General features: G+C 27.4%; 22 protein-coding genes and 3 pseudogenes. 9 read left to right on the top strand and 16 right to left on the bottom strand.

The annotated features are described in order from the left end of the window. Positions 1-501: 501 nt before the first annotated feature. From SLY_RS04345 to SLY_RS04285, 13 genes and pseudogenes are all read right to left on the bottom strand, one after another. Positions 502-729 (bottom strand): hypothetical protein, encoded by a 228-nt coding sequence (locus SLY_RS04345; protein WP_015638330.1) that lies wholly within the window; start codon positions 727-729, stop codon positions 502-504. 175 nt (positions 730-904) lie between these two features. Further along, positions 905-1,216, bottom strand: coding sequence for a single-stranded DNA-binding protein (locus tag SLY_RS04340; RefSeq protein ID WP_015638329.1), 312 nt, complete (start codon positions 1,214-1,216; stop codon positions 905-907). Between the two features lie 250 nt (positions 1,217-1,466). After that, a pseudogene (locus SLY_RS05360) lies at positions 1,467-1,805 on the bottom strand (hypothetical protein); the annotation flags it as partial. 275 nt (positions 1,806-2,080) lie between these two features. Continuing rightward, entirely contained in the window at positions 2,081-2,392 is a 312-nt protein-coding gene (locus SLY_RS04330) for a single-stranded DNA-binding protein (protein ID WP_015638326.1), read from the bottom strand. Next, a pseudogene (locus SLY_RS04325) lies at positions 2,386-3,070 on the bottom strand (sigma-70 family RNA polymerase sigma factor). The gene SLY_RS04330 and the pseudogene SLY_RS04325 overlap by 7 nt, the downstream one beginning before the upstream one ends. Before the next feature lie 110 nt (positions 3,071-3,180). Further along, positions 3,181-3,999: a DNA adenine methylase gene (locus SLY_RS04320; RefSeq protein WP_015638324.1), complete on the bottom strand. Its 819-nt coding sequence runs from the start codon at positions 3,997-3,999 to the stop codon at positions 3,181-3,183. Continuing rightward, positions 3,974-4,183, bottom strand: a complete 210-nt coding sequence (locus SLY_RS04315; protein WP_235043249.1) for a hypothetical protein — start codon at positions 4,181-4,183, stop codon at positions 3,974-3,976. Before SLY_RS04315 ends, SLY_RS04320 begins: the two co-directional genes overlap by 26 nt. Before the next feature lie 19 nt (positions 4,184-4,202). Next, complete coding sequence (locus SLY_RS04310; RefSeq protein WP_015638323.1) at positions 4,203-4,682, bottom strand: DUF2963 domain-containing protein; 480 nt, start codon at positions 4,680-4,682, stop codon at positions 4,203-4,205. 18 nt (positions 4,683-4,700) lie between these two features. Next, positions 4,701-5,348 (bottom strand): dTMP kinase, encoded by a 648-nt coding sequence (gene tmk / locus SLY_RS04305; RefSeq protein WP_015638322.1) that lies wholly within the window; start codon positions 5,346-5,348, stop codon positions 4,701-4,703. Beyond that, positions 5,338-5,970 carry a hypothetical protein gene (locus SLY_RS04300; protein ID WP_041784412.1) on the bottom strand — a complete coding sequence of 211 codons (633 nt, stop codon included), beginning with the start codon at positions 5,968-5,970 and terminating at the stop codon, positions 5,338-5,340. Before SLY_RS04300 ends, tmk begins: the two co-directional genes overlap by 11 nt. A gap of 22 nt (positions 5,971-5,992) precedes the next feature. Continuing rightward, the gene (gene dnaB, locus SLY_RS04295) at positions 5,993-7,276 is read right to left on the bottom strand and encodes a replicative DNA helicase (RefSeq protein ID WP_015638320.1); all 1,284 of its coding nucleotides are present in this window, start codon (positions 7,274-7,276) and stop codon (positions 5,993-5,995) included. 78 nt (positions 7,277-7,354) lie between these two features. Continuing rightward, positions 7,355-7,582, bottom strand: a complete 228-nt coding sequence (locus SLY_RS04290) for a DUF2963 domain-containing protein (protein WP_015638319.1) — start codon at positions 7,580-7,582, stop codon at positions 7,355-7,357. 1 nt (position 7,583) lies between these two features. Further along, positions 7,584-8,229 (bottom strand): annotated as a pseudogene (locus tag SLY_RS04285) (sigma-70 family RNA polymerase sigma factor). 568 nt (positions 8,230-8,797) lie between these two features. Here SLY_RS04285 and SLY_RS04275 point away from each other — a divergent pair. From SLY_RS04275 to SLY_RS04240, 8 genes are all read left to right on the top strand, one after another. Further along, positions 8,798-9,121: a thioredoxin family protein gene (locus SLY_RS04275; RefSeq protein ID WP_012359228.1), complete on the top strand. Its 324-nt coding sequence runs from the start codon at positions 8,798-8,800 to the stop codon at positions 9,119-9,121. Between the two features lie 26 nt (positions 9,122-9,147). Then, positions 9,148-10,002 (top strand): tRNA pseudouridine(55) synthase TruB, encoded by an 855-nt coding sequence (truB, locus tag SLY_RS04270; protein WP_041784584.1) that lies wholly within the window; start codon positions 9,148-9,150, stop codon positions 10,000-10,002. 58 nt (positions 10,003-10,060) lie between these two features. After that, entirely contained in the window at positions 10,061-10,792 is a 732-nt protein-coding gene (locus SLY_RS04265) for a pseudouridine synthase (RefSeq protein ID WP_012359226.1), read from the top strand. 30 nt (positions 10,793-10,822) lie between these two features. Further along, positions 10,823-11,497 (top strand): (d)CMP kinase, encoded by a 675-nt coding sequence (gene cmk, locus SLY_RS04260; RefSeq protein WP_012359225.1) that lies wholly within the window; start codon positions 10,823-10,825, stop codon positions 11,495-11,497. Continuing rightward, positions 11,485-12,804 (top strand): ribosome biogenesis GTPase Der, encoded by a 1,320-nt coding sequence (der, locus tag SLY_RS04255; RefSeq protein WP_015638315.1) that lies wholly within the window; start codon positions 11,485-11,487, stop codon positions 12,802-12,804. Before cmk ends, der begins: the two co-directional genes overlap by 13 nt. A gap of 293 nt (positions 12,805-13,097) precedes the next feature. Continuing rightward, complete coding sequence (locus tag SLY_RS04250; RefSeq protein ID WP_015638314.1) at positions 13,098-15,839, top strand: cation-translocating P-type ATPase; 2,742 nt, start codon at positions 13,098-13,100, stop codon at positions 15,837-15,839. A gap of 469 nt (positions 15,840-16,308) precedes the next feature. Continuing rightward, the gene (locus SLY_RS04245; protein ID WP_012359222.1) at positions 16,309-16,938 is read left to right on the top strand and encodes an N-6 DNA methylase; all 630 of its coding nucleotides are present in this window, start codon (positions 16,309-16,311) and stop codon (positions 16,936-16,938) included. Between the two features lies 1 nt (position 16,939). Beyond that, entirely contained in the window at positions 16,940-17,668 is a 729-nt protein-coding gene (locus tag SLY_RS04240) for an EcoRI family type II restriction endonuclease (protein WP_012359221.1), read from the top strand. A gap of 262 nt (positions 17,669-17,930) precedes the next feature. Here the strand turns inward: SLY_RS04240 and SLY_RS04235 are convergent, their stop codons facing one another. Further along, entirely contained in the window at positions 17,931-18,404 is a 474-nt protein-coding gene (locus tag SLY_RS04235; protein ID WP_200858676.1) for an NUDIX hydrolase, read from the bottom strand. Positions 18,405-18,752: 348 nt separating this feature from the next. Between SLY_RS04235 and SLY_RS04230 the strand changes: the two genes are divergently transcribed. Next, the gene (locus tag SLY_RS04230) at positions 18,753-19,484 is read left to right on the top strand and encodes an amino acid ABC transporter ATP-binding protein (RefSeq protein WP_015638313.1); all 732 of its coding nucleotides are present in this window, start codon (positions 18,753-18,755) and stop codon (positions 19,482-19,484) included. A gap of 1,244 nt (positions 19,485-20,728) precedes the next feature. Here the strand turns inward: SLY_RS04230 and SLY_RS04220 are convergent. Together SLY_RS04220 and SLY_RS04215 are read right to left on the bottom strand one after the other, a co-directional pair. After that, a complete protein-coding gene (locus tag SLY_RS04220) occupies positions 20,729-21,184 on the bottom strand; it encodes an SAV1803-related protein (RefSeq protein ID WP_015638311.1) in 456 nt (151 codons plus the stop codon). Positions 21,185-21,696: 512 nt separating this feature from the next. Next, positions 21,697-22,641, bottom strand: a complete 945-nt coding sequence (locus SLY_RS04215) for an IS3 family transposase (RefSeq protein WP_041784410.1) — start codon at positions 22,639-22,641, stop codon at positions 21,697-21,699. Positions 22,642-23,286: the final 645 nt, after the last annotated feature.

Genomic DNA, 23,286 nt, shown 5'->3' with positions numbered 1-23,286 from the left:
TTTTTTCTTTGCTAAATTACTAAAATATAAAATTAAACAATTATTAAAAAATAATAAAAAGCTAAAATAAAAGCCCATCGCAGGATATGCACATCATCAGGAAATGGGGTTTTAAAAGAAAAGACCACTATTTTCAGTGGTCTTATTTATTTGAAATCTTGTGCTTGTTCTGTATGAATAAATCTAATTTCTTTATAAGCATCTTTTTCTTGGAAATATTCTAAACAATGACATTCCATTTCAGTAAAATCCGTCTGATTTTGAATAGCAAATTTTTTAATTTTTCTTTAATGTTTTTTTGGAACATCTTTCTGTACATTCGTCGTGAATAATTACATCGCGGATTTTGTTTTTGGGGCAGTATATAATTACCAGATTAGGATTCCATAATTTTGTAATTTTTTATCCGTCTTTTAGATATTTAGTTCTCGATAACTCATTTCCTTTGTCGTCATAAGTTCTGTCAAAAGTACCATCGTCCGTCCAATCAATTTTTGGGTTTTATTCAGTACTATCTGATGTAAAACGACGGCGAAACAATTTATTTCCGTTGGCATCACAAATTTCATTATAAGTCCAAAAACTTAACCAATTAGTAGAACCATCAGGATTTAGTGCCCTATGTTCTGTGTATGGATTTGGTTTAGTTTGGGGAGTTGATTTTTCACGAAATGATTGAGTTTTTTCATCGAAGTAATGAATAATTCTTGGATTGTTAAAGTTTTGCATTTTTTAATACCTATTTCTTTTTTTGATTATTTTTTTTGCCGAGCGTTGTTGGTTTGTGTGTTCGTTAAAGAGAAAGGCCCGCTAGCACGGACCTTGTGAAATTTTGATATTTTATTATTTGCTTTTTTGGAAGTTATTAAAAGACATAAGTTAAAAAAGGATTATTAATGATTTATTAGTTTTTAGGGTCTAAGAAAATGATGTGTTTAACAACAACTCTTATGTATGTTTTGGTCTCTTTGTTATTGTTGGTGTACTTTTGAACGTCGATTGGCCCTTCGGAGTATATCCTAGAACCTTTGCGTGTGTATTGGGCTAGGTTGTCGGCTTGTGTTCGGAAAGCGACGCAGGGTACGTATTGCACTTTGTCTTTTATATTTACAACTAAGTCGAAATCAACTTTAGCAATTCGTTCTCCTTTGCTGTTTAAAAATTCTTTTTTTGGGTCGCTTGTTAGACGGCCGATTAATTGGGTTCTATTTAACATTAGTTATTTTCTCCTTTTTTGAATATTTTTTGTAATTTAGCGATGGCTTGAGTTTTGATTTGTTCCACCTGTCTTAAAGAAAAGTTTTTATTATATTTTTTTTCTAATTCTTCTGCAATTTCTTGGTTGGAGTGAATAACTTTATCGTTGTCTTCAACGTCTTTTGGGGAAACCCCGAGACTCCAACTGATAACGTCAAATTGTTTATCCGTTAAATTTTTAGTTAATATTTGTAAGAAAATATCGTGATGTACTTGTTATCTCTTGCTCTTAAATAAACCGCTAATAAACCATCTGGTGGATTTTTGATTTGATATTGAAAGTAGTTTTGGTTGTAAGGGTTGTATCGTGAATCATCTAAATTATTTCCAACAACACTTATTTTAAAATAATTTAGGATTTCAGGGATGCTTTCTTTGTTTAAAACAGGAATGTCATATCTTTTCATTTTGGGTTGGGTCGCTAACCATTCTTGTTGGAGGGTTTCGTAATCTGCTAATTTAATTTTGGTTTTGTTTTGACTATGAAAAAAAGAAGAATGAGCATTGATGGAAGGGACAAAATTGAAGATAATTATTAATATTAGAATGATGAATATTTTATTATGCCGTCGGGATAGCTAATTTGTGCTTTGAATGCTTCACCTGTTTCAGGGTTTCATTCGTAGATGAGTTTGGAACCGTCTTTGAAGTTGATTGTTTTTTGGTTTTCTTTGTTTTGCATTTTATTTATTTTCCTTTTTTTGAAATTAATAGTGATTTTGTGGTTTTCCGAGCGTGTTGTGTGTTTGGTTTGTTTGATAAAGAAAAAAAGACCCACTATCATGGGTCTTGTGGAAGACGATGTTGTATCGTTTTCTTAATTTTAGTTTTTGGGGTCTAAAAAGACGATGTGTTTAATAACAACCCTTACGTATGTTTTTGTTTCTTTGTTGTTGTTGGTGTACTTTTGGACGTCGATTGGTCCTTCAGCATATATTCTAGAACCTTTGCGTGTATATTGGGCTAAGTTGTCGGCTTGTGTGCGAAAAGCGACGCAGGGTACGTATTGCACTTTGTCTTTTATGTTTACAGCCAAGTCGAAATCAACTTTAGCAATTCGTTCTCCTTTGCTGTTTAAAAATTCTTTTTTTGGGTCGCTTGTTAGACGGCCGATTATTTGTGTTCTGTTTAACATTGTTTGGGTTCTCTCTTTCTGAATATTTTTTCTAATTTGACAATAGCTTTTTGTTTAATTTTTTCCACTTGCCTTAAAGAAAATTTTTTGTTGTATTTGTTTTCTAATTCTTCTGCAATTTCTTTGTTGGAGCGAATAATTTTATCGTTGTCTTCAACGTCTTTTGGGGAAAGCCCAAGACTCCAACTAATAATGTCAAATTGTTGATCCGTTAAATTTTTTAGTTAATATTTGCACAAAAATATCGTGATGTGCTTGTTTTAGCCATAGTTGATGAGGCGTAAGGATTTCATCCCACTTGGGTTGTGTGGCTTCTTCCCATTCTTCGAAATCAATATCATCTGGTTTGTTTTTCTTGCGGTGGATTGTCCTAGGAACTGAAGACGAGTAACTCTTGCGAATAAGTTCTTGGATTTCAAATTTTATGGCAGGTTTGGCGTAGGCAAGAAAATCATAACCTTCATCTTGGTAATTATCAAGAGCCTTAATTAATCCCAAAATTCCTTCTTGAAACAAATCTTGTTTTTGAAGCAATGAAGGGTAATGTTTGAATTTATTAACCAATTTATGAACTATTGGATAATGTAACTCAATTAATTGGTTTCTTATTTCTAAATTCTTTTTATTTTTTAAAAATTCTTGAAATAATTCTTTTTTTCTATTTTCATCTGTCGGCATTGTTCTCCTTTCTAAAAAAACGTTTTTTTAGAAAAGATAGAAAAAATTATTATTTTTTAGTTTTGGATACAAAAAAAGACCGACTTAAATAAGTCAGTCTTAAAGAATTTTTAAAAAACAAAAAGTGTCCTAATTATTTCATCAGTCCACCCTTTTGAAGTTAAATTGTGTTTTGTAGTGGTTTGAATGGGTTGAATGTGAAATTTTTTAAACAATTCAGTTATTTTTGACGAATTATAATTTGTATACAACCACTTTGCCTTGCGATAATTTGCCATTTCTAAACTTTTATAAAGTCTTTTGTGATCTTCAAATGTGAAAGGTTTTTGATAAAAATCTTTATCTTTAATCCCTTCACGCCAATACGGAGGATCAACAAATATAAAATCGTTGCTTTGGGTTTGGTTAATGACACTTTCAAAATCGCCATTTAACAATTTTATATTCTTAACATTGGTTTTTATTCTTTGGATTTCTGATAAAACAATTATAGGGTTTTTGAAACGAGATGAAAACCCGTATCCTAAATAAATAGTTCCATCGGATCGATATCCGAAAATGCCCCTAAAAGCATATTTCAATAAAACGTAAAAAAGGGCACTTTTATAAGTACCCAAATTACTTTTATTAAATTTTTCTACCAAATGTTTAAATGATTCTTTTTGCGTCTTTTGATCTTTATTTTCATATATTTTGTCTTCAAATTTACGCACATAATCACAAAACGATTCTGGTTGTGCCAACATATCTTTCCAAAGTTGTATTAAATTGATATCATTATCGTTCAAAGTGACAGTTGAGGGGGTAAGAGATTGGAATAAAGCCCCACTGCCTAAAAAAGGTTCATAATAATTGTTATAATTTGTTGGAATATATTTTAATAATTTAGGTAACATTTTCTTTTTACTGCCTATCCATGGTATTTTCATTATTAAACTCCTTTACCCAAATATAAATTAAAAAGACAACATCAGAAACAAGACTAATAGCTGTATTTGCTTTGATTCCTAAATTAAAATCAAAAAATAGGGTCATTAGATTTGTTATGATAAATCCTAAATATGTTATACTTAACAATATTAAAATGTGTTTGGGAGTTAAAATCATTTTCATTCTCCTTTATTTATTTGAATTATTTTTTATTGATTGTTCCATCGGAGTTGTAGTAAGTTCTTTTAAACAATTTACCATTAGGATGGTGTTTGTATATAAAAGCTATTCTTTTGCGATCGAAGGAAAAACCAGTTGTTTTAATTAATTTGTTTGTTTTGGGATGGTACTTAAATTCTGTAATATAGTCAATTGTTTCACCATCTTCTCGGTATTTAGTAAATTTAATTAATTTACCTGTTTGGGGGTTGTATTTTCTGATGTAATCAATTGTTTCACCATCGCCATCATAAAAAATTTCTGTGGTTAATTTACCATCAGAATTATAATTTGTTTGTTTAATTACTTCTTCTGTTTCAGGGTGATATTCAGTGATGTAATATATTGTTTCCCCATCTGAGTAGTATTCGTTCCATTTGGTTTTTTTACCATCTGGGGTGTATTCAACAACAAATTTCTTTGTTTTGCCATCGTCATAATAAAAAGTTTTTTGATAATTCATATTATTTATTTCCTTTAATTAAAATATTTTTTTACTAATTAAAATTTTCATTATTTGGGCTAAATTTTCTTTTTGCGAGTTGGTTGCGTTAATCATAAAATGATTACAATTTTTGTGGTTGCAATTTGCATCATTACAGTATTTATGTTGGTTTAAATAATGTTTGCGGACATTTTCAAAATAATTTAAGGGTTTTTGTTCAATGAGGTCTAATTTATGATTTGATTGAGTTTGTTTTCGTTTTAGCCCAATTTTAGGGTCAATATCTAGGTAAAAAGTTAATTTAGGTTTAATTAAGAAATGATTGATGATTTTTGAAGTAATTTTGTTATCATAATCTATGTAATTACCTTTGCTTTGATAAGCAAAAGTAGAATCATACCAACGGTCAACTAGAACAAGATAACCACCCAATAAAGCAGGGATTATTAATTCATCTTGGGTTTGTAACATGTTGGCAAGGCTAAGTAAATATTTAGTTTTAGGGCTTATTTTGGATTGATGTAAAAATAAATTTCTGATTTCTTTTCCAACGATGGAACTGCCTAAACCTTGAAAAAATTTAATTTGATAGCCTTTATTTTCAAAAGAATCTTTTAATTCGTTAATTAAAGTAGTTTTGCCGCTTCCGTCAACACCTTCAAAACTAATTAATTTATTTGTCATTAGAGCGAACCATCTTTTTAATTAAATTAATAGGTGAAAAAGGAATGAATTGGTTGGTTAGTAAGTTTTGTAAGAATAGATTAGCTGAATTAGAAAATAAATTGATTACTTTGTTAATTGATTGTACCTTACCATTTTTAATTTTATTATTTAATCTTTGAGTTTCGGATTCATCATTTGTTAATAAATAGAAGCCAAAACGAGTGTCTAGTTTTTTGATTTGTTCACCTTCTACTATTGATTGTTTGTAACGTTCACGAAGGCAAGTTTTGAAATTGAAAGCAATGATGCGTTTTGTTTGGGTAAACAACACTAAATCAAATTTAATATCGGGGATGAAAAATAAATATGATTGAGGGTATAAATATTTAATTCCTTTGTGATTTAGATAAAGCAAAATTAAGTATTCGTTAATTTTTCCGCGAATTGATTTTTGGCTTTGAGAGTTGTGTTGGTTGTTGGTTAAATATTCATTGAGTATATTATGACAATCAAACATATACTGATTAAAAGCTTTGTTGAAAAAAATTGGTTGAACTATTTGTTTGGTGATGTTAACGCACAAAGATTTATGATTAAAAACGTTAATATTATTAAAATCTAAATTAGATATTTGTTTCATATTTTTATTTCCTTTTTTATTCTTATTCTTTTGCTTCAAATCTTTGGATTTGTTGATAAAAATTAAAACTACATTCGCCTTTGGGACCGCTACGGTTTTTGGCAATAATTAAATTCGTATGTGGGTTGTTATCAGGTGTTTGATAATAACTTTCGCGGTGTAATAACATCACAACATCAGCGTCTTGTTCGATTGTTCCCGAATCTCTTAAATCTGTTAATTGTGGCCTTTTGACTTCTCTTACATAGGTTGCACGGTTAAATTGACTCAAAGCTACAATTGGAATATTAAGTTCACTTGCTAGTTTTTTTAATTTGCGTGAAATCTCAGATATTGCTTGATATGTATTAAAACTTTGGGGGTCTTTTAATAAATGGAGGTAATCAATAAAAACAATATCAAGTCCTTTAGTATATTTCATTTGACGGCATTTGGTTTCAATGTCTTCAATTTTGTTATTTCTATCATCATCAATTAAAATGTTTAATTGCGTTATTTCATCCTCAGCAATAAGTAACTGTAATTTTTCATTTTTAGTTAAGTTTTTGTGTTGGAGTTGTTTTAAAGGGATTTGAGAAGCAGAAGAAAGCAACCTAATTGCTAATTCTTCCGCTGCCATTTCTAAACTAAAAATAACTGCTTTTTGGTTTTCAGGGTTGGTAGTAAAGTTTTTTGCAATATTACAAGCCAAATTTAACATAAAAGCAGTTTTTCCCATCCCAGTTCTTGCTCCTAAGATAATTAATTGGTTAGGTTTGAAACCAGAAATTAATTCATCTAGATTTTTAAAGCCTGTTTTTATTCCTACAAATTGGTTGTCTTTTTCATCATTAACTATACTTTGGCGAATATAAGGAATTAATGTTTTTGTAGAAATAAAAGGAGATTTGGTTTTTTGCATAAAAACTTCTACTTGGTTTTTGACTGTTTGCAAATAATTATGGATATTTTTTGATTTAGATAATTCAGTAGGTAATTGCTTAATTAATCCTAACAAATCTCTTTTAAGGGAATTTTCTTTGATTAAATCAATATATGTTTCTAAATATTCACTTGCAGGGGCCGCCTCCACTAATTCAATTAAATAATCAATTCCTCCTATTTTGTATAAATTGTTATCTAAAACAGAACCCACCGTAACATAATCAATTTCGCGATTTTGCAGTTTTAATTGCTTCATTGTCTCAAAGATACAACGATGCTTGGGGTTGGAAAAATTGTTTGTGTTGACTAAATTTATAACAGCATCCATTTTTTCTGGATTTAATAATAGCGCTCCCAATAATGCGCGTTCGGCTTCAATCATCTTTCAAACTCCTTTTTTTTGTGATTTGGGTATAAAAAATACCCCTTCAAAAAAAAAGGGTTTTAGTTTATATATTAATTAAAAAGTTTTTTCTTCTTTAATTGTTCCGTCGGAGTTGTAATGGGTTTCTTTGATTGGTTCCTCTGTTATGGGGTCATAATCGGTAATAAAGTCAATTGTTTTGCCATCTTTATGGAACCAGGTTGTTTTAATAAAATTCAATGTATCGGGATCATGTTCGTGAATGGCGTAAATTGTTTTACCATCAATATTGTAGTAAGTAGTTGTATTTTTTTGATAATTCATATTATTTATTTCCTTTTTTATATATTTTTTTTTAATTTAGCAATTGCTTTGTTTTTGATAATTTCTACTTTCCTTGAAGATAAATTTAACATTTTTCCTATATTTTTGTTGGAATATTCAATTTGAGGTTCTTCATTAACGTTTCCCAAAGAAATCCCAAAACTTAATCTAATAATTTTAAATCCTTGGGGATTTAAAATATTTTTAAGTTTTTTTAAGAATAATTCATGATTAGCTTGGTTTAGCCAAATTTGATGAGGGTTTAGATTGTTGTTATTAATAGATTGGGGTTGGATTTTTTCAAAAGGAATATTACTTGTTTGTTTTTCTTTCCGAAAAACCTCTCTGGAAGTGGAAGTAGTTTGTAGGCCTCTAATAAGTTCTGTAATTTCGCCTTTAATTAATTCTTTAGCATAGTTAATAAAACCATAAAAACCATAACCTAAATCTTTATATTTATCTAAAGCTTTAATTAAACCTAAAATTCCTTCTTGGTATAAATCCTCTCTTTGGAGTGATTTAGGGAAGTATTTAAATTGGTTGGCTATTTTTTTTACTAATGGTAAATGCATTTCGATCAATTGATCGCGAATTTCTAAATCCTTTTTATTTTTTAAAAAATCTTTAAATAATTTTTCTCTTTGCATTTTATTCCTTCCTAAAAATATTTTTAGAAAAGATATGAAATTATTTTTTTAGTCTTGAAAAGAAAAAAAGACTAACTATTAAGTTAATCTTAAAGAATTTTTAAAAAGTAAAAAGTTGTCCAAAGTTTTGGAACACCTCAAATTGATCAATATGAAATCCAAAAAATAACTTATGTTAATAAACGTAGTTGGCAAGAAGGTTTTTGCCGTTTGATGGTTATAATTGATAAATTTGGGGAAGTGTTTTCTTGTAAATTAAGACAATTGTCGCAAAACACTTTTGACCAAAAAGTGGCAAACCTTAAAATGAAAGATTTTGAAATTAGTGAAGTGCCATATTTTGATTTCTTGAATTTCTTTTTCAAATCAATCTTGTTTTTATCTTCTTTAATTTTTTTGATTTATGGATTCTTTAATATTAAACGAATAAGAAAAAGTTTACAAAAAACCTCTATCTTAATTTACATTAAACAGAGAAAGAATAAAATAAAAGAAGTTTATTTAATCCAATTATAACTTTTTTAAGTTATAATTAATTGTAGTCTTAATAAAAAAAGGAGTTATTAAAATGTTAACAAAAAAAGTTATCAGTTATCAAGGGCAAAATTTTTCTGATTTTATTAACCGTGAAGGTTTGGTTCTTGTTGATTTTTTTGCTGTATGGTGCCCTCCATGTCGCAAATTAGAACCTATTTTAGAAGAGGTCGCGCGAGTTCAAAGAGAAGTATTTTTTGCTAAAGTTGATATTGATTTATTTCGAGAAGTAACCTTGGAGCAAAAAGTTGCAAGCTTTCCAACTCTTATTTTGTATAAAAACCAGAAAGAAGTAGCTAGAAATAACGGTTTCTTAGATAAAGAAGAATTATTATCTTTTCTCCAAAAACATAAATAATGTTATCATGTTCCAATAAAAATAAAATGAATGGTTTCTTTTTAGTTCACAAACCTTCCCAACTCACTTCTCATGATGTAGTTTATCAAATTAAAAAAAAATTTCACCTTGATAAGGTGGGTCACACAGGAACACTAGATCCTTTAGCGTCAGGACTTTTAATTGTTTGTGTTGGTAAGGCCACAAAGTTATCTTTTTTGTTTGATGGCCTTGACAAAACTTATCAAGGAACTTTTATTTTTAATCGCAAATATGATACTTTAGATGTGACAGGTAAGTTATTGGATACTAAAGTAAATATTTTAAACCAACAATTAATCCAAAAAACTTTTGCCTCTTTTCATCAAAAAAGTTATTTCCAAACACCTCCTATGTTTTCAGCGATCAAAGTCAATGGCCAAAAAATGTATCATTTAGCTCGCAAAAATAAAATCATTGACCTTCCACCTAAAAAAGTTATGATTCATCATTTAGAAACCCAATCTTTATTAAAAAATGATCAAATTGATTTTTTAACAACAGTTTCTAAAGGAACTTATATTCGCAGTTTGGCGCAAGATATAGCTTCAAAAATGAATACTTATGGTGCACTACTTTCTTTGAAACGTGTGGCTATTGGACCTTATTTATTGCAAAATGCCAAAACAGTGGATGATTTAACTAGGGATGATTTTATTTTGGATTCTTCTTTATTTGAATCTTGCGATAAAATTATTTTAAATGACTATTTAATTAAATTAGTTCAAAATGGTGTTTATTTAGATCAAAGGCAAACAACAACTGAAAAACCTTTTATTGTGCAAGATAGTAACCATAATTTGATTGCTTATTATGATGTTTTGGAAAAAAATAAATATTATCCGCGGTATTTTTTTAAATAATGAATATTTTTAGTTTTAAAATGACTAAGATGACTAATGAAAGTTTGAAATATTGTTTATGGAAAGATTACAAAAATTTATAGCATCAGCTAATTTAGTTTCTAGAAGGAAAGTAGAAATTTTAATTTTACAAAAAAGAGTAAAAGTAAATAATCAAGTTGTTTCTCAATTAGGCACTAAGGTTAAAGCTTCTGATGTTGTTACTTTAGATGATGTTTTAATTAAAAAAACTACTTTATTTTATTATTTACTTAACAAACCTCAAGGATACCTTTCAACTACTAAAGATGATAAAAAAAGGCCCACCGTATTAGATTTAATCAAAGAGTCTCAAAACCAAAGATTATATTCTGTTGGAAGATTAGATTTTAATACCACAGGTTTAATTTTAATTACTAACGATGGCGAGATGACTCAAAAATTAACTCATCCTTGTTTTGGTATTCCTAAAGAATATCATGTTAAAATAAACGTTTTTTTAACTAAAAAAGACCTTTCTTTGTTGCTTAAAGGTGTTATTATTGATCACAATTATTTATCAATTCCCAAAGAAATTAATATTTTAAAACAACGTTATTTACCCAAACCATCTACTTGGCTTAAAATAGTAATCACTGAAGGAAAAAACCGTCAAATAAGAAAAATGATGGAAGCTTTAGGATATCAAGTTTTAAAATTAAGACGTTATAGTTATGCTTTTTTAACTATTGAAGGATTAAAAACAGGTGCTTATCGTCTTTTAAAAATTCACGAAATCAAAAAATTAAAAATTTTAACTAATAAAAACTAAAATGATTTTTTTAAGGAGTCAATATTTTGTATGCAAGGTTTTAAATTAGCAATTGATGGGCCTGCTGGAGCGGGTAAAAGTACCGTTTGTCAAAAACTGTCACAAAAATTAGGCTGGGAACATATTGATACTGGTGCAATGTTCCGTGCTTTAACTTTGTATTTGTTAGAAAATAAAATTCAAATACAAAATGAGCAGTTTCTTAATAAAGCTTTAACAAAAGTTGAGATTGTTTATTTAGATAATAAAATTTTTTTGAATCAAGAAGATGTTTCTTTAAAAATTAAAAATTATATTGTAGAAAAAGATGTTTCTGTGATTGCTTCTTTGCCTGCAGTAAGAAAAAAATTATTAACTTTACAAAAAGGAATTTGCAAGAAAATACCTTATTTAATTATGGACGGTAGAGATATAGGAACAGTTGTCATTCCTGATGCAGATTTAAAAATTTTTTTAACAGCCAATATCACCCAAAGAGCTTTAAGAAAGCAAGAAGAATTGAAAAAAAAAGGTACCCAAATGGAAATACATGACATCATTGAGCAATTAAAAAAACGTGATTATCAAGATTATCATCGTAAATTATCGCCCTTGCAAAGGTCTTCTGAAGCTTTATTGTTAGACACCACGAAATTATCAATCGATGAAGTGGTTATGCAAATACAAGACTTAATTAACAAAAAAACCTCTCCATGCCTAAAATAGCTATTGTGGGGCGACCCAACGTTGGTAAATCAAGTCTTTTTAATCGTCTTATCGGTAAAAGACAAGCAATCACGCACCACAAAGAAGGAATAACTCGCGATCGTATTTATGCTCAAGCTAATTGGTTAACCAGAACTTTTGATGTAATTGACACTGGAGGGATTGAATTCCAAGCAATTCCTTTTTTAGAGCAAATTAAACAACAAGCTCAATTAGCTATTGATGAAGCTGATGTTATTATTTTTGTGGTCGATGGTAAAACCGGTTTAACTCAAAGTGATCATTATTTGGCCAAAATTTTATATCAAACTAAAAAAAAGGTTCTCTTAGTTGTTAATAAAATTGATAATCATGATTTATTATCTAATATTTATGAATTTTATGCTTTAGGTTTTGATGCCCCTTTGCCTGTCAGTGCTTTGCATGGAGTTGGAGTTGGAGACATTTTGGACAAAATTATTTTTCATTTAGATTTTTCTAAACCATCTTTACAAGCGACCGAAAATGAAACCGACAACGTTATTAAATTTTGCATCATTGGCCGCCCTAATGTTGGTAAATCAACTCTTACAAATTCTTTATTGTTTTCTCAAAGGATGGTAGTTTCTGACATCGCAGGCACTACTACTGATGCTATTGACACTTTTTTTATCAATGAGGGACAAAAATACCAAATTATTGATACTGCAGGAATTAAAAAAAGAGGCAAAATATACGAACAAGAAGATAAATATAGTGTTTTAAGAGCTTTACAAACTTTGGCTAATTGCGATATTGCTTGTTTAGTAATCGATGCTCAAGCAGGCATTTTAGAACAAGATAAAAACATTGCAGGCCTCATTTTAGAACATCATAAGTCATATATTATTATCGTTAATAAATGGGATTTAATTTCAAAAGAAACGAATACTATGAAAAAATTTGAAGATCAAATTCGCCAAGAATTTAAGTTTTTGCCAGACGCTCCTATTATTTTTTTATCAGCTTTCAAAAAAAACCGCCTTCAATCCCTTTTCCCTATTTTAAAAAAAGTTTTTCAAAATTATCAAAGTAATTTTAGCACTCATCTTTTGAATGATATTTTGCAAGAAGCAACTATTATAACTCCTCCTACTTGTTTTAATCAAGGAATAGCTAAATTTCGATATATTTTTCAAATTAAGTCTAAATCACCAGAATTTCTTTGTTTCGTGAACGATCCTAAATATATTCATTTTTCTTATGAAAGGTTTTTAAAAAACCAATTTCGTCAAAAACTTTCTTTAGAAGGCACTCCACTTAAAATTGTTTTTCACAAAAAAAAATAATCAAGGCTTCTTGTTAGGGGCCTTTTTTTTTGAAAAGAAATTATGTTTTTGAATATAAAACCCTTTAATAAAAAAAGTTTTTAAATGTGGGTTATAATTAAAGATAAATTAAAAAAACAACTTTTTAATTTTTATTGCTTGATTTTATTTTTTGTTTTGTTATAATGTTATCAGGCTTAATAAAATTAAACAATTAAATAATAAGTTTTAAGCTTTAAATCCATCGTCTTTCTTTGGCTTCAAAAAATTATAAAATTAGTTAAATATTCAAATCAAATTAAAGGGAGCGTTATATGAATAAAAAGGAACAATTTTTACAAATTAGTCATCTTAACAAAGATGAAGTCCTTAAGCATTTAAATACTAGTTTTGAAGGGCTTACAAGTAAAGAAGTTTCAGAGAGACAAAAAATTCATGGTAAAAACATTATTAAACAAAGCGCTTCTTTTCGTTTTTGGAAGCAATTAATTAAACAATTTATATCTGTTATGGCTTGTTTATTATGGCTTGCAGCCTTTTTAGCTTTTAATTTCGGCGACAAACCTATAGGAATATCTATCGTTTTGGTAATTGTAATTAACGGTTTATTTTCTTTCTCTCAAGAATATAAAGCCGATAAAGTCTTGTCTTCTTTAGGGGCTATGATTCCTAAAAAAGTACAAGTTTATAGAAACCAAAAAATCCAGATGGTTGATACCACCGAATTAACTATTGGCGATGTTATCTTTTTGGAAACAGGAAGCCAAGTTCCAGTTGATGCACGCATTATTCAGGCCAATAGTCTTTTTGTTGACAACTCAATGTTATCAGGAGAAACCATTCCTTTAAATCGCACTGAAGCTCCTAACACTCAAGATAATCGTGTTGTTTCAGAAATACCTAATTTAGTTTATGCTGGTACCACAATAACACAAGGAAGTTGCTTGGCAGTTGTTTATGCTATTGGTAACGATACTCAAATTGGTGAAGTTTCTGCTCTATCGCAACAAATTAACAAAGGAAAAAGCATTTTAGACCAAGAAATGCATCGCATCGTTAAAAAAGTAAGTCTTATTGCTATTATCGCTGCTGTACTTGTTTTTGTTATTTGTTATGCTAAAGGATTCGAAACACCAGAAAAAACTAAATTTGCAACTGCTTTTTTATTTGCTGTAGGAATGCTTGTTGCAAACATCCCTGAAGGATTATTACCAACAGTAAGTTTGAGCTTGGCTTCTGGTTCTCAAAGAATGGCGAAACAAAACGCTTTAGTGAAAAAAATTTCTTCTTTAGAAACATTAAGTTCTACTACGGTTATTTGTACTGATAAAACTGGTACTCTAACTCAAAATCAATTAACGGTTAGAGAGATTTTAACCCCAGATGGATCAGTAAAACTTGAAGGATCAGGTTATAACGACAAAGATAAATTTGTTATTCCTGAAAACAATAAGATGAAAAAAGGAGTTGAAAAATTTTTAATCGCTTCTGTTTTATGTTCCGAGGCCAAATTAACACCAAAAACAAAAAATCCTCATCAATATGAATTACTTGGTAATCCTACCGAAGGGGCTTTGTTAATTGCTGCCAAAAAATATGGTTATAATTTAGAAGAAATTAGAAATAATTTAGAGACCCTCAAACTTAATCCTTTTACTTCAGAACGTAAAAAAATGAGTGTTTTAGTCAAAAATAACCATGAAAAATCATATGATACAAACTCCAAATATTTATTCATCAAAGGAGCTCCTAATATTGTTTTGTCTCAATGTTCTATGCAATATAAAAACCAAAAAGTAACCCCTTTTAGTTCTTCAGAAAAAGATTCTTTTTTAGCAAAAAACGATGAATTCGCCAATAAAGGCTTTCGTGTTTTAGCATTAGCTTATAAAAAAATCGAGCAAAATGAACCTTTAGAAGAAGACATGGTTTTCTTAGGTTTTGCTATCAACTATGACCCACCCAGAGAAGAAGTAAAAGAAGCAGTTAAAAATTTAATTAAAGCCGGTCTTAAAATTACTATTATTACTGGTGATTATGGCCTAACAGCGACTGCTATCGGTAAACAAGTAGGCATTATTAAAGATGAATTTATTAACTTAAATGGATTTGATCTTGATAAAATGTCTTTAACACAATTGCAAGATGTTTTAAAACAAGAAAAACCTGTAGTTTTTTCTCGCACAACACCTAAACACAAATTAAAAATCGTTCAAGCTTACCGTAATAATGGCGAAGTGATTGGCGTTACTGGTGATGGCGTTAATGATATTTTGGCTTTAAAAGCAGCCCACATTGGAATTGCAATGGGTAAATCTGGTACAGATGTTGCCCGTAATGCAGCAGATATGATTTTATTAGACGATAATTTCGCAACTATTTCAAAGGCGGTTTTAGAAGGTCGTTGTATTTACGAAAACATTAAAAAATTCATGACTTATGTTTTCGCTTCTAATATACCTCAAATTTTTCCTTTCATCGCAATTGCTTTTTTAGGTGTTAACAAACCTTATTTATATGTTTTACAAATTTTGGCAATTGATCTTTTGACAGATTTAATCCCTGCGATTGCTTTAGGCGCTGAAGTGAGTGATAATAGTTTATTGACTCAAAAACCACGAAGCAAAAATGACCATTTAATGGATAAAAAAATTCTTAAACGTAGTTACGGCTTTTTGGGGCTAATAGAAGGAATTATTTCTTTATTCTTGTTTGTCCTTTTCTATCGTTTTATTGCTAAAGATAATTTCTTATTAGCTTCTACAATGGCTTTTGGTTCAGTTATTTTTTCTCAAGTGGGTAATGCTTTTGCTTGTCGTTCCAATAAACTTTATTTTTGGCAAACTTTAAAAAAACCTAATAAGATTTTATATTGTGGTATTTTCATTGAACTTTTATTTTTTGTTTTGATAACTAATAATTTGAATTTGAGTAGTATTTTTGAAACTACATCAATAAAATTCCATCATTATTTAATTTTGTTATTGTGTCCTTTTATTGTTTTATTATTTGATACAATTTCTAAAAAAATTCTTTCTCTCAAATCAAAAAAATAAAAAAATTGAATTAATATAAAAAAAGAGACTTTTTACGGGTCTCTTTTTTGCTTTTAAAAGTTTTGTGCTGTACTTTTTTTTAATAAAATGATAAAATAAAGTAGAAGATTTTTTCTTTTTATTTTGTTGTCGTCTTTTTGACTTTTTTACTATTTATGTATAGCGAAGAGATAAAATATTAAAAAAATGTCTTTTGAAGCTAATAAATTATGAAAAACGTGATTATTGCGTAAAAAATTCGTATCTTTTCATTTCGCTTGAAAAAAATGTACAGCAAAAGAACCTTTTTAAAAGGTTGTAATTAATTATCGTTATAGGGATGAAGTATTGATTTAGTTAAAATTCTGGTTAGTGGAGCGTCATATAAATGTTAGTTGTTGAGAAGAATTACTATATAATTTAAAACAATTTTTTTATGCTATAATGAAGAAAAAGTATAAAAAAAGGAATAGAAAAGGAATAATAAAAAATGTATCGAGTTGATAGAAATAATTTTTTCAAAAATGAAAAAAAATCTACTATTTATACTCCTAGTTGGGTATCGCAATTTCTATATGATATTTTATCACCTCAAATCAAACGTGGTTTGATTTTTGACCCCTGCGTTGGTGAAGGATCTTTATTATTGCCTTGGAAAGAAAAAGGTTTTGATGTTTTGGGGGTTGATATAGAAAAAACTTCTTTTTCTAATTTAATTCATAAAAATTTTTTAGAATTAAGTCAAAAAGATTTAAAGAAACAAAAAATATCTTTGGTAATAACAAACCCACCTTTTAATTTAGATTTTAAAACTAAAAGTTATGTTAAGGAAAAATATGGTGGTCGTCCATTATTACCTGAGTTGTGGTTAAAAAAAATAATTGAAATTTTTGGCAAAGATATTCCAATTGTTTTATTCACACCTTATGGCTTTAGACTTAATCAATCACTAAATAGCAAACGATTACAAAAATTTGTAAATCAAGAATATCCCGAAATCTCTTCTATTATTAGTCTTCCCAAAGACGTTTTTGAAAACGTTGTTTTTCATTCAGAAATTTTAATTTTTAATGTTAATAATTTAAAACCGCATTATTTTTGTAGAGGAACAATGATTTAAAATGTCTAATTCAGAACAATTAAGAAAAAACATTAAACAACACAAACCTAAAAATAATAAATCTAAAAAAGATGATAAATTAATTTATGCCGCCATGATAGATGTTAAAAATTATTTGGAATGGCGTTTTAAAGACTTTTTGGCTAACAACCCTTTTTATATTATCCATGAAAAACAATTATCCATTGGTTTTATGAAGGATATTATTTATAAAAAAGGTATTAGAAAAATAACTGATTATGAAGAGGATAAAATTTTTGATAATCGCACTATTAAACCAGATGGGGGAGTTTTGCTTTTGAAATCATATTCAGATAATGATTTTTGTAAGGTTTTATTGGTTTCAGAAGTGAAAAGACAAGGAACTAATGATAAATTACAAGAAGAAGGAAAACCTAAACAATCAAGAGGAAATGCAGTTGAAAGGTTAGGAAAAAATTTAACTGCAATTAAATCTATGTTCATGCATGAACTTATTACTCCATTTGTTTGTTTTGGTTGGGGTTGTGATTTCAATCATGAAGATACTTTTGTTGATGCTAAAATATTTGTTTTAAACGAATTTTTTAAATTAAATAAGACATTTGTTTTTAAAAAATATGGAGATAATGGACATAATCGTTTTTCACCAGTTTCTATGTATTTTCGTGAAAATCCTTGGACACGGGAAGAAATGTTTGATTTATTAAAAGAAGTAGCCGAAACCGCTTTTAGATATTACTTTTTTTAGGTTTTTTTAGGTATTATAATCAATAATGAGTTTTTATAATTTTACAAAAATTTTATAAAAAATATTTCATAGCGATAGAAAAAAAGACTGACTTAAATAAGTCAGTCTTAAATAATTTTTAAAAAATAAAAAGTATCCTAATTATTTTATCATCCCATAAATTTGAGTTATTGTTTTTGTAAAGATGCATTTTTTGCTGCAAATATCACTCACAAATCTGACTTAAATTAAAGAATAAGTATTTAATAGCAAAACTTGAATTTTACTCTTTGAAATTGTTTTTTTGGTTTTTCTTTTCTATAAAATCTTTTAAAAAACATTTATCAATTTCCATCATTTGTTCTATTGGTAAATCTTTTTCTTCAAACCACTTTAAACTTTGAACTTCCGATTTTTGAGATCTAATTCTTCCTTCAGTCTTTGTAACTACAAAAGCTAAAACAACTGGATAAATAACGTCATTATTAGGATAAATAATTTTAAATTTTTCCCCTGAATAAGTTTTAAAAAAATTCATTTCCAAAGCTTTTAAATTAGTTTCTTCTTTCAATTCTCTTAAGGCAGTTTGCTCTCCTGTTTCTCCTAAATCCATAGCACCACCATGCAAACCCCAAATTTTAAAATCATTTCTAAATTGTAGTAAATATTTGTTGTTTTCGTAAACAATAATGGAAGCCCCTGGAGAAAACAAAGGTTCATGGCCTATTTTTTGACGTATTTTTTCAAAATAATGCATTTTCAAAATCTCTTTTCTACTTCTTTTCTTAATTTTATAAAAAAATTTAATATAAAAAAATCCTATTGATTGTAAATATTTCAAAAAATTAAATAATAATACCTCATACTTTAAAAAACACCACCATATTATTATACTATTTTATTTTAACAAATTTTTTTTAAATTTATATTATTATCGCATTTTTATTTTTTATTTTCTTTGAATTAATAAAATTTGTCTTTTTTGGATAAATTTTTTTTGAACAAAAAAGCATAATCTTTTCAAAATAGTTGAATTTTATATTTTTTATGTTATAATTTTTTTAATTAAATATTGAAAAAATAAAGAAAAGAGGCTATAAGTAATATGTCTTATTTAGTGGAAGTTCAAAATTTACAAAAACAATTTAATGAAAAAGTTGTTTTGCAAGATATTAATTTAAAAATCAAAGATAAAGAAATTGTTACCATTATTGGTCATTCTGGGTCTGGCAAATCCACTTTATTAAGATGCCTGAATTTATTGGAAAGACCTGATACAGGAGTTATTTTGGTTGATAATGAAAACATTTTAAAACCTAACGTTTCTTTGTCTGAATTAAGAACTAAAGTAGGAATGGTTTTTCAAAGTTTTAATTTATTCTCAGGAAGAACTATTTTAGAAAACTGTTGCTTGGCGCCAATGAAAGTTTTAAAATTAAAACGTTCAGAAGCAGAAGCAAGAGCTTTAGAAAAATTAAAAGAAGTTGATTTAGAAGATTTTGCTAATTATCAAGTAGATCTTTTATCAGGCGGTCAAAAACAACGCGTTGCCATCGCTCGTGCTTTGTGTATGAAACCACAAATTCTTTTGTTAGATGAACCAACTTCTGCACTAGATCCTGATTCTAGTCAAGAAGTTTTAAAAATTTTAAAAAAATTATCTGATAATAAAAAAATAACTTTAATAATTGTAACCCATGAAATGCGTTTTGCTAAAAAAATTTCTCATACTATTTGTTTTATGGAAAAAGGTTTAATTGTTGAAAAAGGAACACCGCAAGAAATTTTTGAAACTAATAAATTTCCTAAATCCAAGGCTTTTTTTGAAGAATTTTAATTTCAAACAATTACTCAAATTAAGAAAAATAAAAAGCTTATTTAATTAATATCTTTTTTATTTTTTTGACATATTTTTAATAATTACTTTTTTTGGTTTTTGACAAAAGTTAATTAATACAAACCTATCCTTTTGCTTTTAATTTTTAGAGAAACAAAACTGAATTATTACTAAAATGTAGAAACTTTAGCCTTTAAAAAAATTCTTTAAAATATGAAAAATTCGAAATTTTTTCTAAAATGATTTTAGAAAAATCTTCCTTAAGTAATTTAAGTCCTTTAAAAGGACTTTTTTTATATCTCAAGAATAAAAAAAGAGGTTAAAAACACATTAAAAATGCAATAAAATCAAAAACTAAACCATTATTATCTTAGTTATTACAACAATCTTTACTTCAATTGCAGTTGTTTTTTAAATATTTTCTTCTTCAAATGAATGAAATTGATGCAACTAAGAATGAAATCTAATAATATAATTATCTTTTCCAAAAAATTTATAAATTTATTTTAAAAAAACAATTGCAAAATCAAAATACACTTATCGCTTTTTTCAATTATTGACCCCCCCCTCTTTTTAAATACTTTTGAGATGGTTTAATTTAAGAATTTTTTTAATTTGAATAAATTTGTAATTATTAAAATATTTTGTAGTTTAAAAAAAGCTAAAACAAAATTATTTACAAAAAGATTTGGAGAAGCATAAAAAAATTGCAAAAATTTCAAAGATGTGATTTTCATTTCTAGAGAAGTTAATAAAAAAACTACTTATTTTAATTAACTGAGATTTTAAAAAATTTTAAATAATTAAGGAATTTTTAAATTATTTTTTTGATTGTTTCGGGTTGTTTCCAAAAAACTTCAATGAAATTTCAATTTTAAACAATAATCAATATCGTTTGGGATATTTTTGCTATTTTCTTTATTTGTGTTTGTCAGTGTCAAATCCATTTTATAACATTTATAAATTGAAAAAATCACACCTAAATTTAAAAAAATGTATCAAAAAAATGACAAAAGTTTTTTTTATATCAAAAAAACTCCTTTATTTTAAATTAGTTTTTCAATTAATCTTTAAAATATTAAATTTTTCATTTTTTTAAGAAAAACCAAAACTTAACTTTATGCTTTTTTTCATAACTCATAGACAAACAAGCAAAACTATTTTTTAGTTTGGTTGTTTTATGAATGGTTACAACTTTCTTTTTTTATTTGTTTTTTTCCTTATTTTTAAACTTTTTAATAAATTCATACATTGATTCCATTCTCTATTTCGCACTCTTTAATTCTTTCTTTTTGTTTGGTTGTTGTAATCTGGTTGTTTTGGAACAAATCGCGAATTTTATTATTAATTAGAAAAGCTCCTTTGATTCCTATTTCAGGTTTTTCGTTGGTTGCATAATAATCATAAATTTTTAAATGTAGAAGAAAATGTTCTAATAAATCACAGTAAACTAAATTTTGAGCTTCTTGATAGTGAAAGTCTAAATTAAGTTTTTGGGGATTTGATAAGCCGGGTTCTTCTTTTTCTAAAACATGATGAATTTCAAGTCCATCACTCTGGAACTTCAAAATTTTTTTGTTATGAACGAATTTGCCTTCATTGTTTTTAATAAAATAATTTCCTTTTACATCGCCATGTTTTTCTTTTAAAAAAATAATACAATCATCATATGACAAAAGTAATAATTTTTTCAATGTCATTAATTGATTCTTGATTAATTAATTTGTTTAAAATATTTTTTATATCTTTCAAGTGATTTACTAAAACTTTTTTCTCTCGTTTTTTATTTGGATTATTTTTGGTCCAAGTTTGAAAGTAGTTTAATTCATGATTAATATTGGATTTATAATTATTTGAAACATTTGCGCTGTTCCTTTTTTTAATACAACTTTTTATTTATAAATTACTCTTTAAGACTTTAAAATTAAGTAGATAATTTCATATCTTTTCAAACTAACAAAGTAATTTCATTACACTTAAAAAGTGTCTAATGTTTTTTTATAATTTGCTAGTTTCAAAAGATATTTTTTTAATTTTTATCCCTACACTATATAAATAGGCCGAAAAAAACAAAATGTCTGTAACAAAACGACATGGATTAAATTTTTTTACACAATAATGCCAAATTTTTCATTTTTTACTTAAAAAAATGTACAGTGAAATAACCTCTTTTAAAAAGGTTGCAGTTGAATTCGTTAATTAATTAAAATATTTATCTAAAAGATTGAGAATATTTTAAAGGCGATAAAGTATTTAATTTAGTTAAAAGCCATTTATGATTCCAAAAAGAAGTGAATCGATTGATTATTTTTTTGATTTTGCATGGAACTTGTTGAAATAAAAACGGATGCTGGTTGAATAAAATACTTTTCATCTGGCCAAAAAAGTTCTCAATCACGGCATTATCGCGCGGGGTTGCTTTGCGGGACATGCTGATTAAAAACCTTTTTTTAGTTAAGGTTTGTTGTACTTTTAGGGATTGATAAACTAATCCTTGGTCGGAATGGATAACACAAGGTTCTTTTAATGGAGGTAGTTTTTTGATTGTATTTAAAATTAATTCTTTATCTTGGCGATTCGAAGTATGGGATGCGATGATTTGGTTGTTAAAAGAATCGATTATGGCAGAAAAATAGATAAAACCTTGGGGAGTTTGGAAATAAGTAATGTCGGTGAATAATTTTTGCATAGGCTGGGAGGCGGTAAAGTCTTGATTGATTAAATTTGGTGCAACTTGGAGGTTAGATTTTAAATTTTTATGATAATAATATTTATTTTTTTTAGGCCTCAACTTACAACAAATATTATTTTCTTTCATGATAAGATAAACTTTTTTCTTAGTAATGGGTTCGTTGAAAGTTTTTTGGTATAAATCAGTAATTTTACGATGGCCGTAAAAATATTGGTAGTGTAAACATAAAACTTTAATTCTTTTTTGTTGTAAAAAATATTTTGTTTGTTTTAATTTTAACTTTTCTTCAATTTTTAGCCAATAATAATAAGTACTTCGATTAATGCGAATTGTTTTTAAAATGGTAGTTAAATTTAGGTCTTGAGAAAATTGTTTAACCAATTGAAAAACTATTTTTTTATTAATAATTTGAATCTGAGAAATCATATTTTGTAATAATCTTATTTTTTGCTTTAATTTTTGCATTATTAACACCAATTATCTTAATATTTTTTTATTTAATTACAAAAATAATTATAACTCAAAAATATATTTTAAAACTGAATTTTAAAATATATTTATTAAATTAATATATAAATGGAAGATAATATATGTATATGTAATATAAAGAAAGAAATAAAAACTTTTAAATAGTTTTTATTTCTTTCTTTATATATTAACCATATATATTATCTTTACATTATTAATTATTATAGTATGTTTCTAATAAGGTTAAACCCGAATTAATCATTACTAATCACAAACCAATTCAAAATAGCCTTGGAGGGCTTTTTGAATTGGTGTTTAGTTTTACTCACGGGTTTAACCTTATTAGAAGCATACCCATTATATATATAGGCCGAAAAAAACAAAATGTCTGTAACAAAACGACATGGATTAAATTTTTTTACACAATAATGCGGAATTTTTTATTTTGGGCTGTTTTTGTTATATAATAAAAAATAAAACCCCCCCCCATCTCTAGTTGAGGGGTGGTTATAAATTAGGTTTAAAAATGATCCGTTTTAGTTTATTCCAAAATTGTAAAAATTAAAAGTAAGTATTTACAAGGGTTTTTGAGAGTTCACTTAAAGGCTAAACTGGATTTAAGGGGGGTATAAATTACAAATA

Origin of the sequence: Strawberry lethal yellows phytoplasma (CPA) str. NZSb11, assembly GCF_000397185.1 — a bacterium.
GTDB lineage: Bacteria > Bacillota_I > Bacilli_A > Acholeplasmatales > Acholeplasmataceae > Phytoplasma > Phytoplasma australiense.
This window is presented reverse-complemented; position numbering and strand designations above follow the sequence as displayed.

Excerpts from the sequence above, each read along its gene's own strand:
- SLY_RS04345 (WP_015638330.1), bottom strand. The coding sequence starts at position 729 with ATGCAAAACTTTAACAATCCAAGAATTATTCATTACTTCGATGAAAAA.
- SLY_RS04340 (WP_015638329.1), bottom strand. The coding sequence starts at position 1,216 with ATGTTAAATAGAACCCAATTAATCGGCCGTCTAACAAGCGACCCAAAA.
- SLY_RS04330 (WP_015638326.1), bottom strand. The coding sequence starts at position 2,392 with ATGTTAAACAGAACACAAATAATCGGCCGTCTAACAAGCGACCCAAAA.
- SLY_RS04320 (WP_015638324.1), bottom strand. The coding sequence starts at position 3,999 with ATGAAAATACCATGGATAGGCAGTAAAAAGAAAATGTTACCTAAATTA.
- SLY_RS04315 (WP_235043249.1), bottom strand. The coding sequence starts at position 4,183 with ATGAAAATGATTTTAACTCCCAAACACATTTTAATATTGTTAAGTATA.
- SLY_RS04310 (WP_015638323.1), bottom strand. The coding sequence starts at position 4,682 with ATGAATTATCAAAAAACTTTTTATTATGACGATGGCAAAACAAAGAAA.
- tmk (WP_015638322.1), bottom strand. The coding sequence starts at position 5,348 with ATGACAAATAAATTAATTAGTTTTGAAGGTGTTGACGGAAGCGGCAAA.
- SLY_RS04300 (WP_041784412.1), bottom strand. The coding sequence starts at position 5,970 with ATGAAACAAATATCTAATTTAGATTTTAATAATATTAACGTTTTTAAT.
- dnaB (WP_015638320.1), bottom strand. The coding sequence starts at position 7,276 with ATGATTGAAGCCGAACGCGCATTATTGGGAGCGCTATTATTAAATCCA.
- SLY_RS04290 (WP_015638319.1), bottom strand. The coding sequence starts at position 7,582 with ATGAATTATCAAAAAAATACAACTACTTACTACAATATTGATGGTAAA.
- SLY_RS04275 (WP_012359228.1), top strand. The coding sequence starts at position 8,798 with ATGTTAACAAAAAAAGTTATCAGTTATCAAGGGCAAAATTTTTCTGAT.
- truB (WP_041784584.1), top strand. The coding sequence starts at position 9,148 with ATGAATGGTTTCTTTTTAGTTCACAAACCTTCCCAACTCACTTCTCAT.
- SLY_RS04265 (WP_012359226.1), top strand. The coding sequence starts at position 10,061 with ATGGAAAGATTACAAAAATTTATAGCATCAGCTAATTTAGTTTCTAGA.
- cmk (WP_012359225.1), top strand. The coding sequence starts at position 10,823 with ATGCAAGGTTTTAAATTAGCAATTGATGGGCCTGCTGGAGCGGGTAAA.
- der (WP_015638315.1), top strand. The coding sequence starts at position 11,485 with ATGCCTAAAATAGCTATTGTGGGGCGACCCAACGTTGGTAAATCAAGT.
- SLY_RS04250 (WP_015638314.1), top strand. The coding sequence starts at position 13,098 with ATGAATAAAAAGGAACAATTTTTACAAATTAGTCATCTTAACAAAGAT.
- SLY_RS04245 (WP_012359222.1), top strand. The coding sequence starts at position 16,309 with ATGTATCGAGTTGATAGAAATAATTTTTTCAAAAATGAAAAAAAATCT.
- SLY_RS04240 (WP_012359221.1), top strand. The coding sequence starts at position 16,940 with ATGTCTAATTCAGAACAATTAAGAAAAAACATTAAACAACACAAACCT.
- SLY_RS04235 (WP_200858676.1), bottom strand. The coding sequence starts at position 18,404 with ATGCATTATTTTGAAAAAATACGTCAAAAAATAGGCCATGAACCTTTG.
- SLY_RS04230 (WP_015638313.1), top strand. The coding sequence starts at position 18,753 with ATGTCTTATTTAGTGGAAGTTCAAAATTTACAAAAACAATTTAATGAA.
- SLY_RS04220 (WP_015638311.1), bottom strand. The coding sequence starts at position 21,184 with ATGACATTGAAAAAATTATTACTTTTGTCATATGATGATTGTATTATT.
- SLY_RS04215 (WP_041784410.1), bottom strand. The coding sequence starts at position 22,641 with ATGCAAAAATTAAAGCAAAAAATAAGATTATTACAAAATATGATTTCT.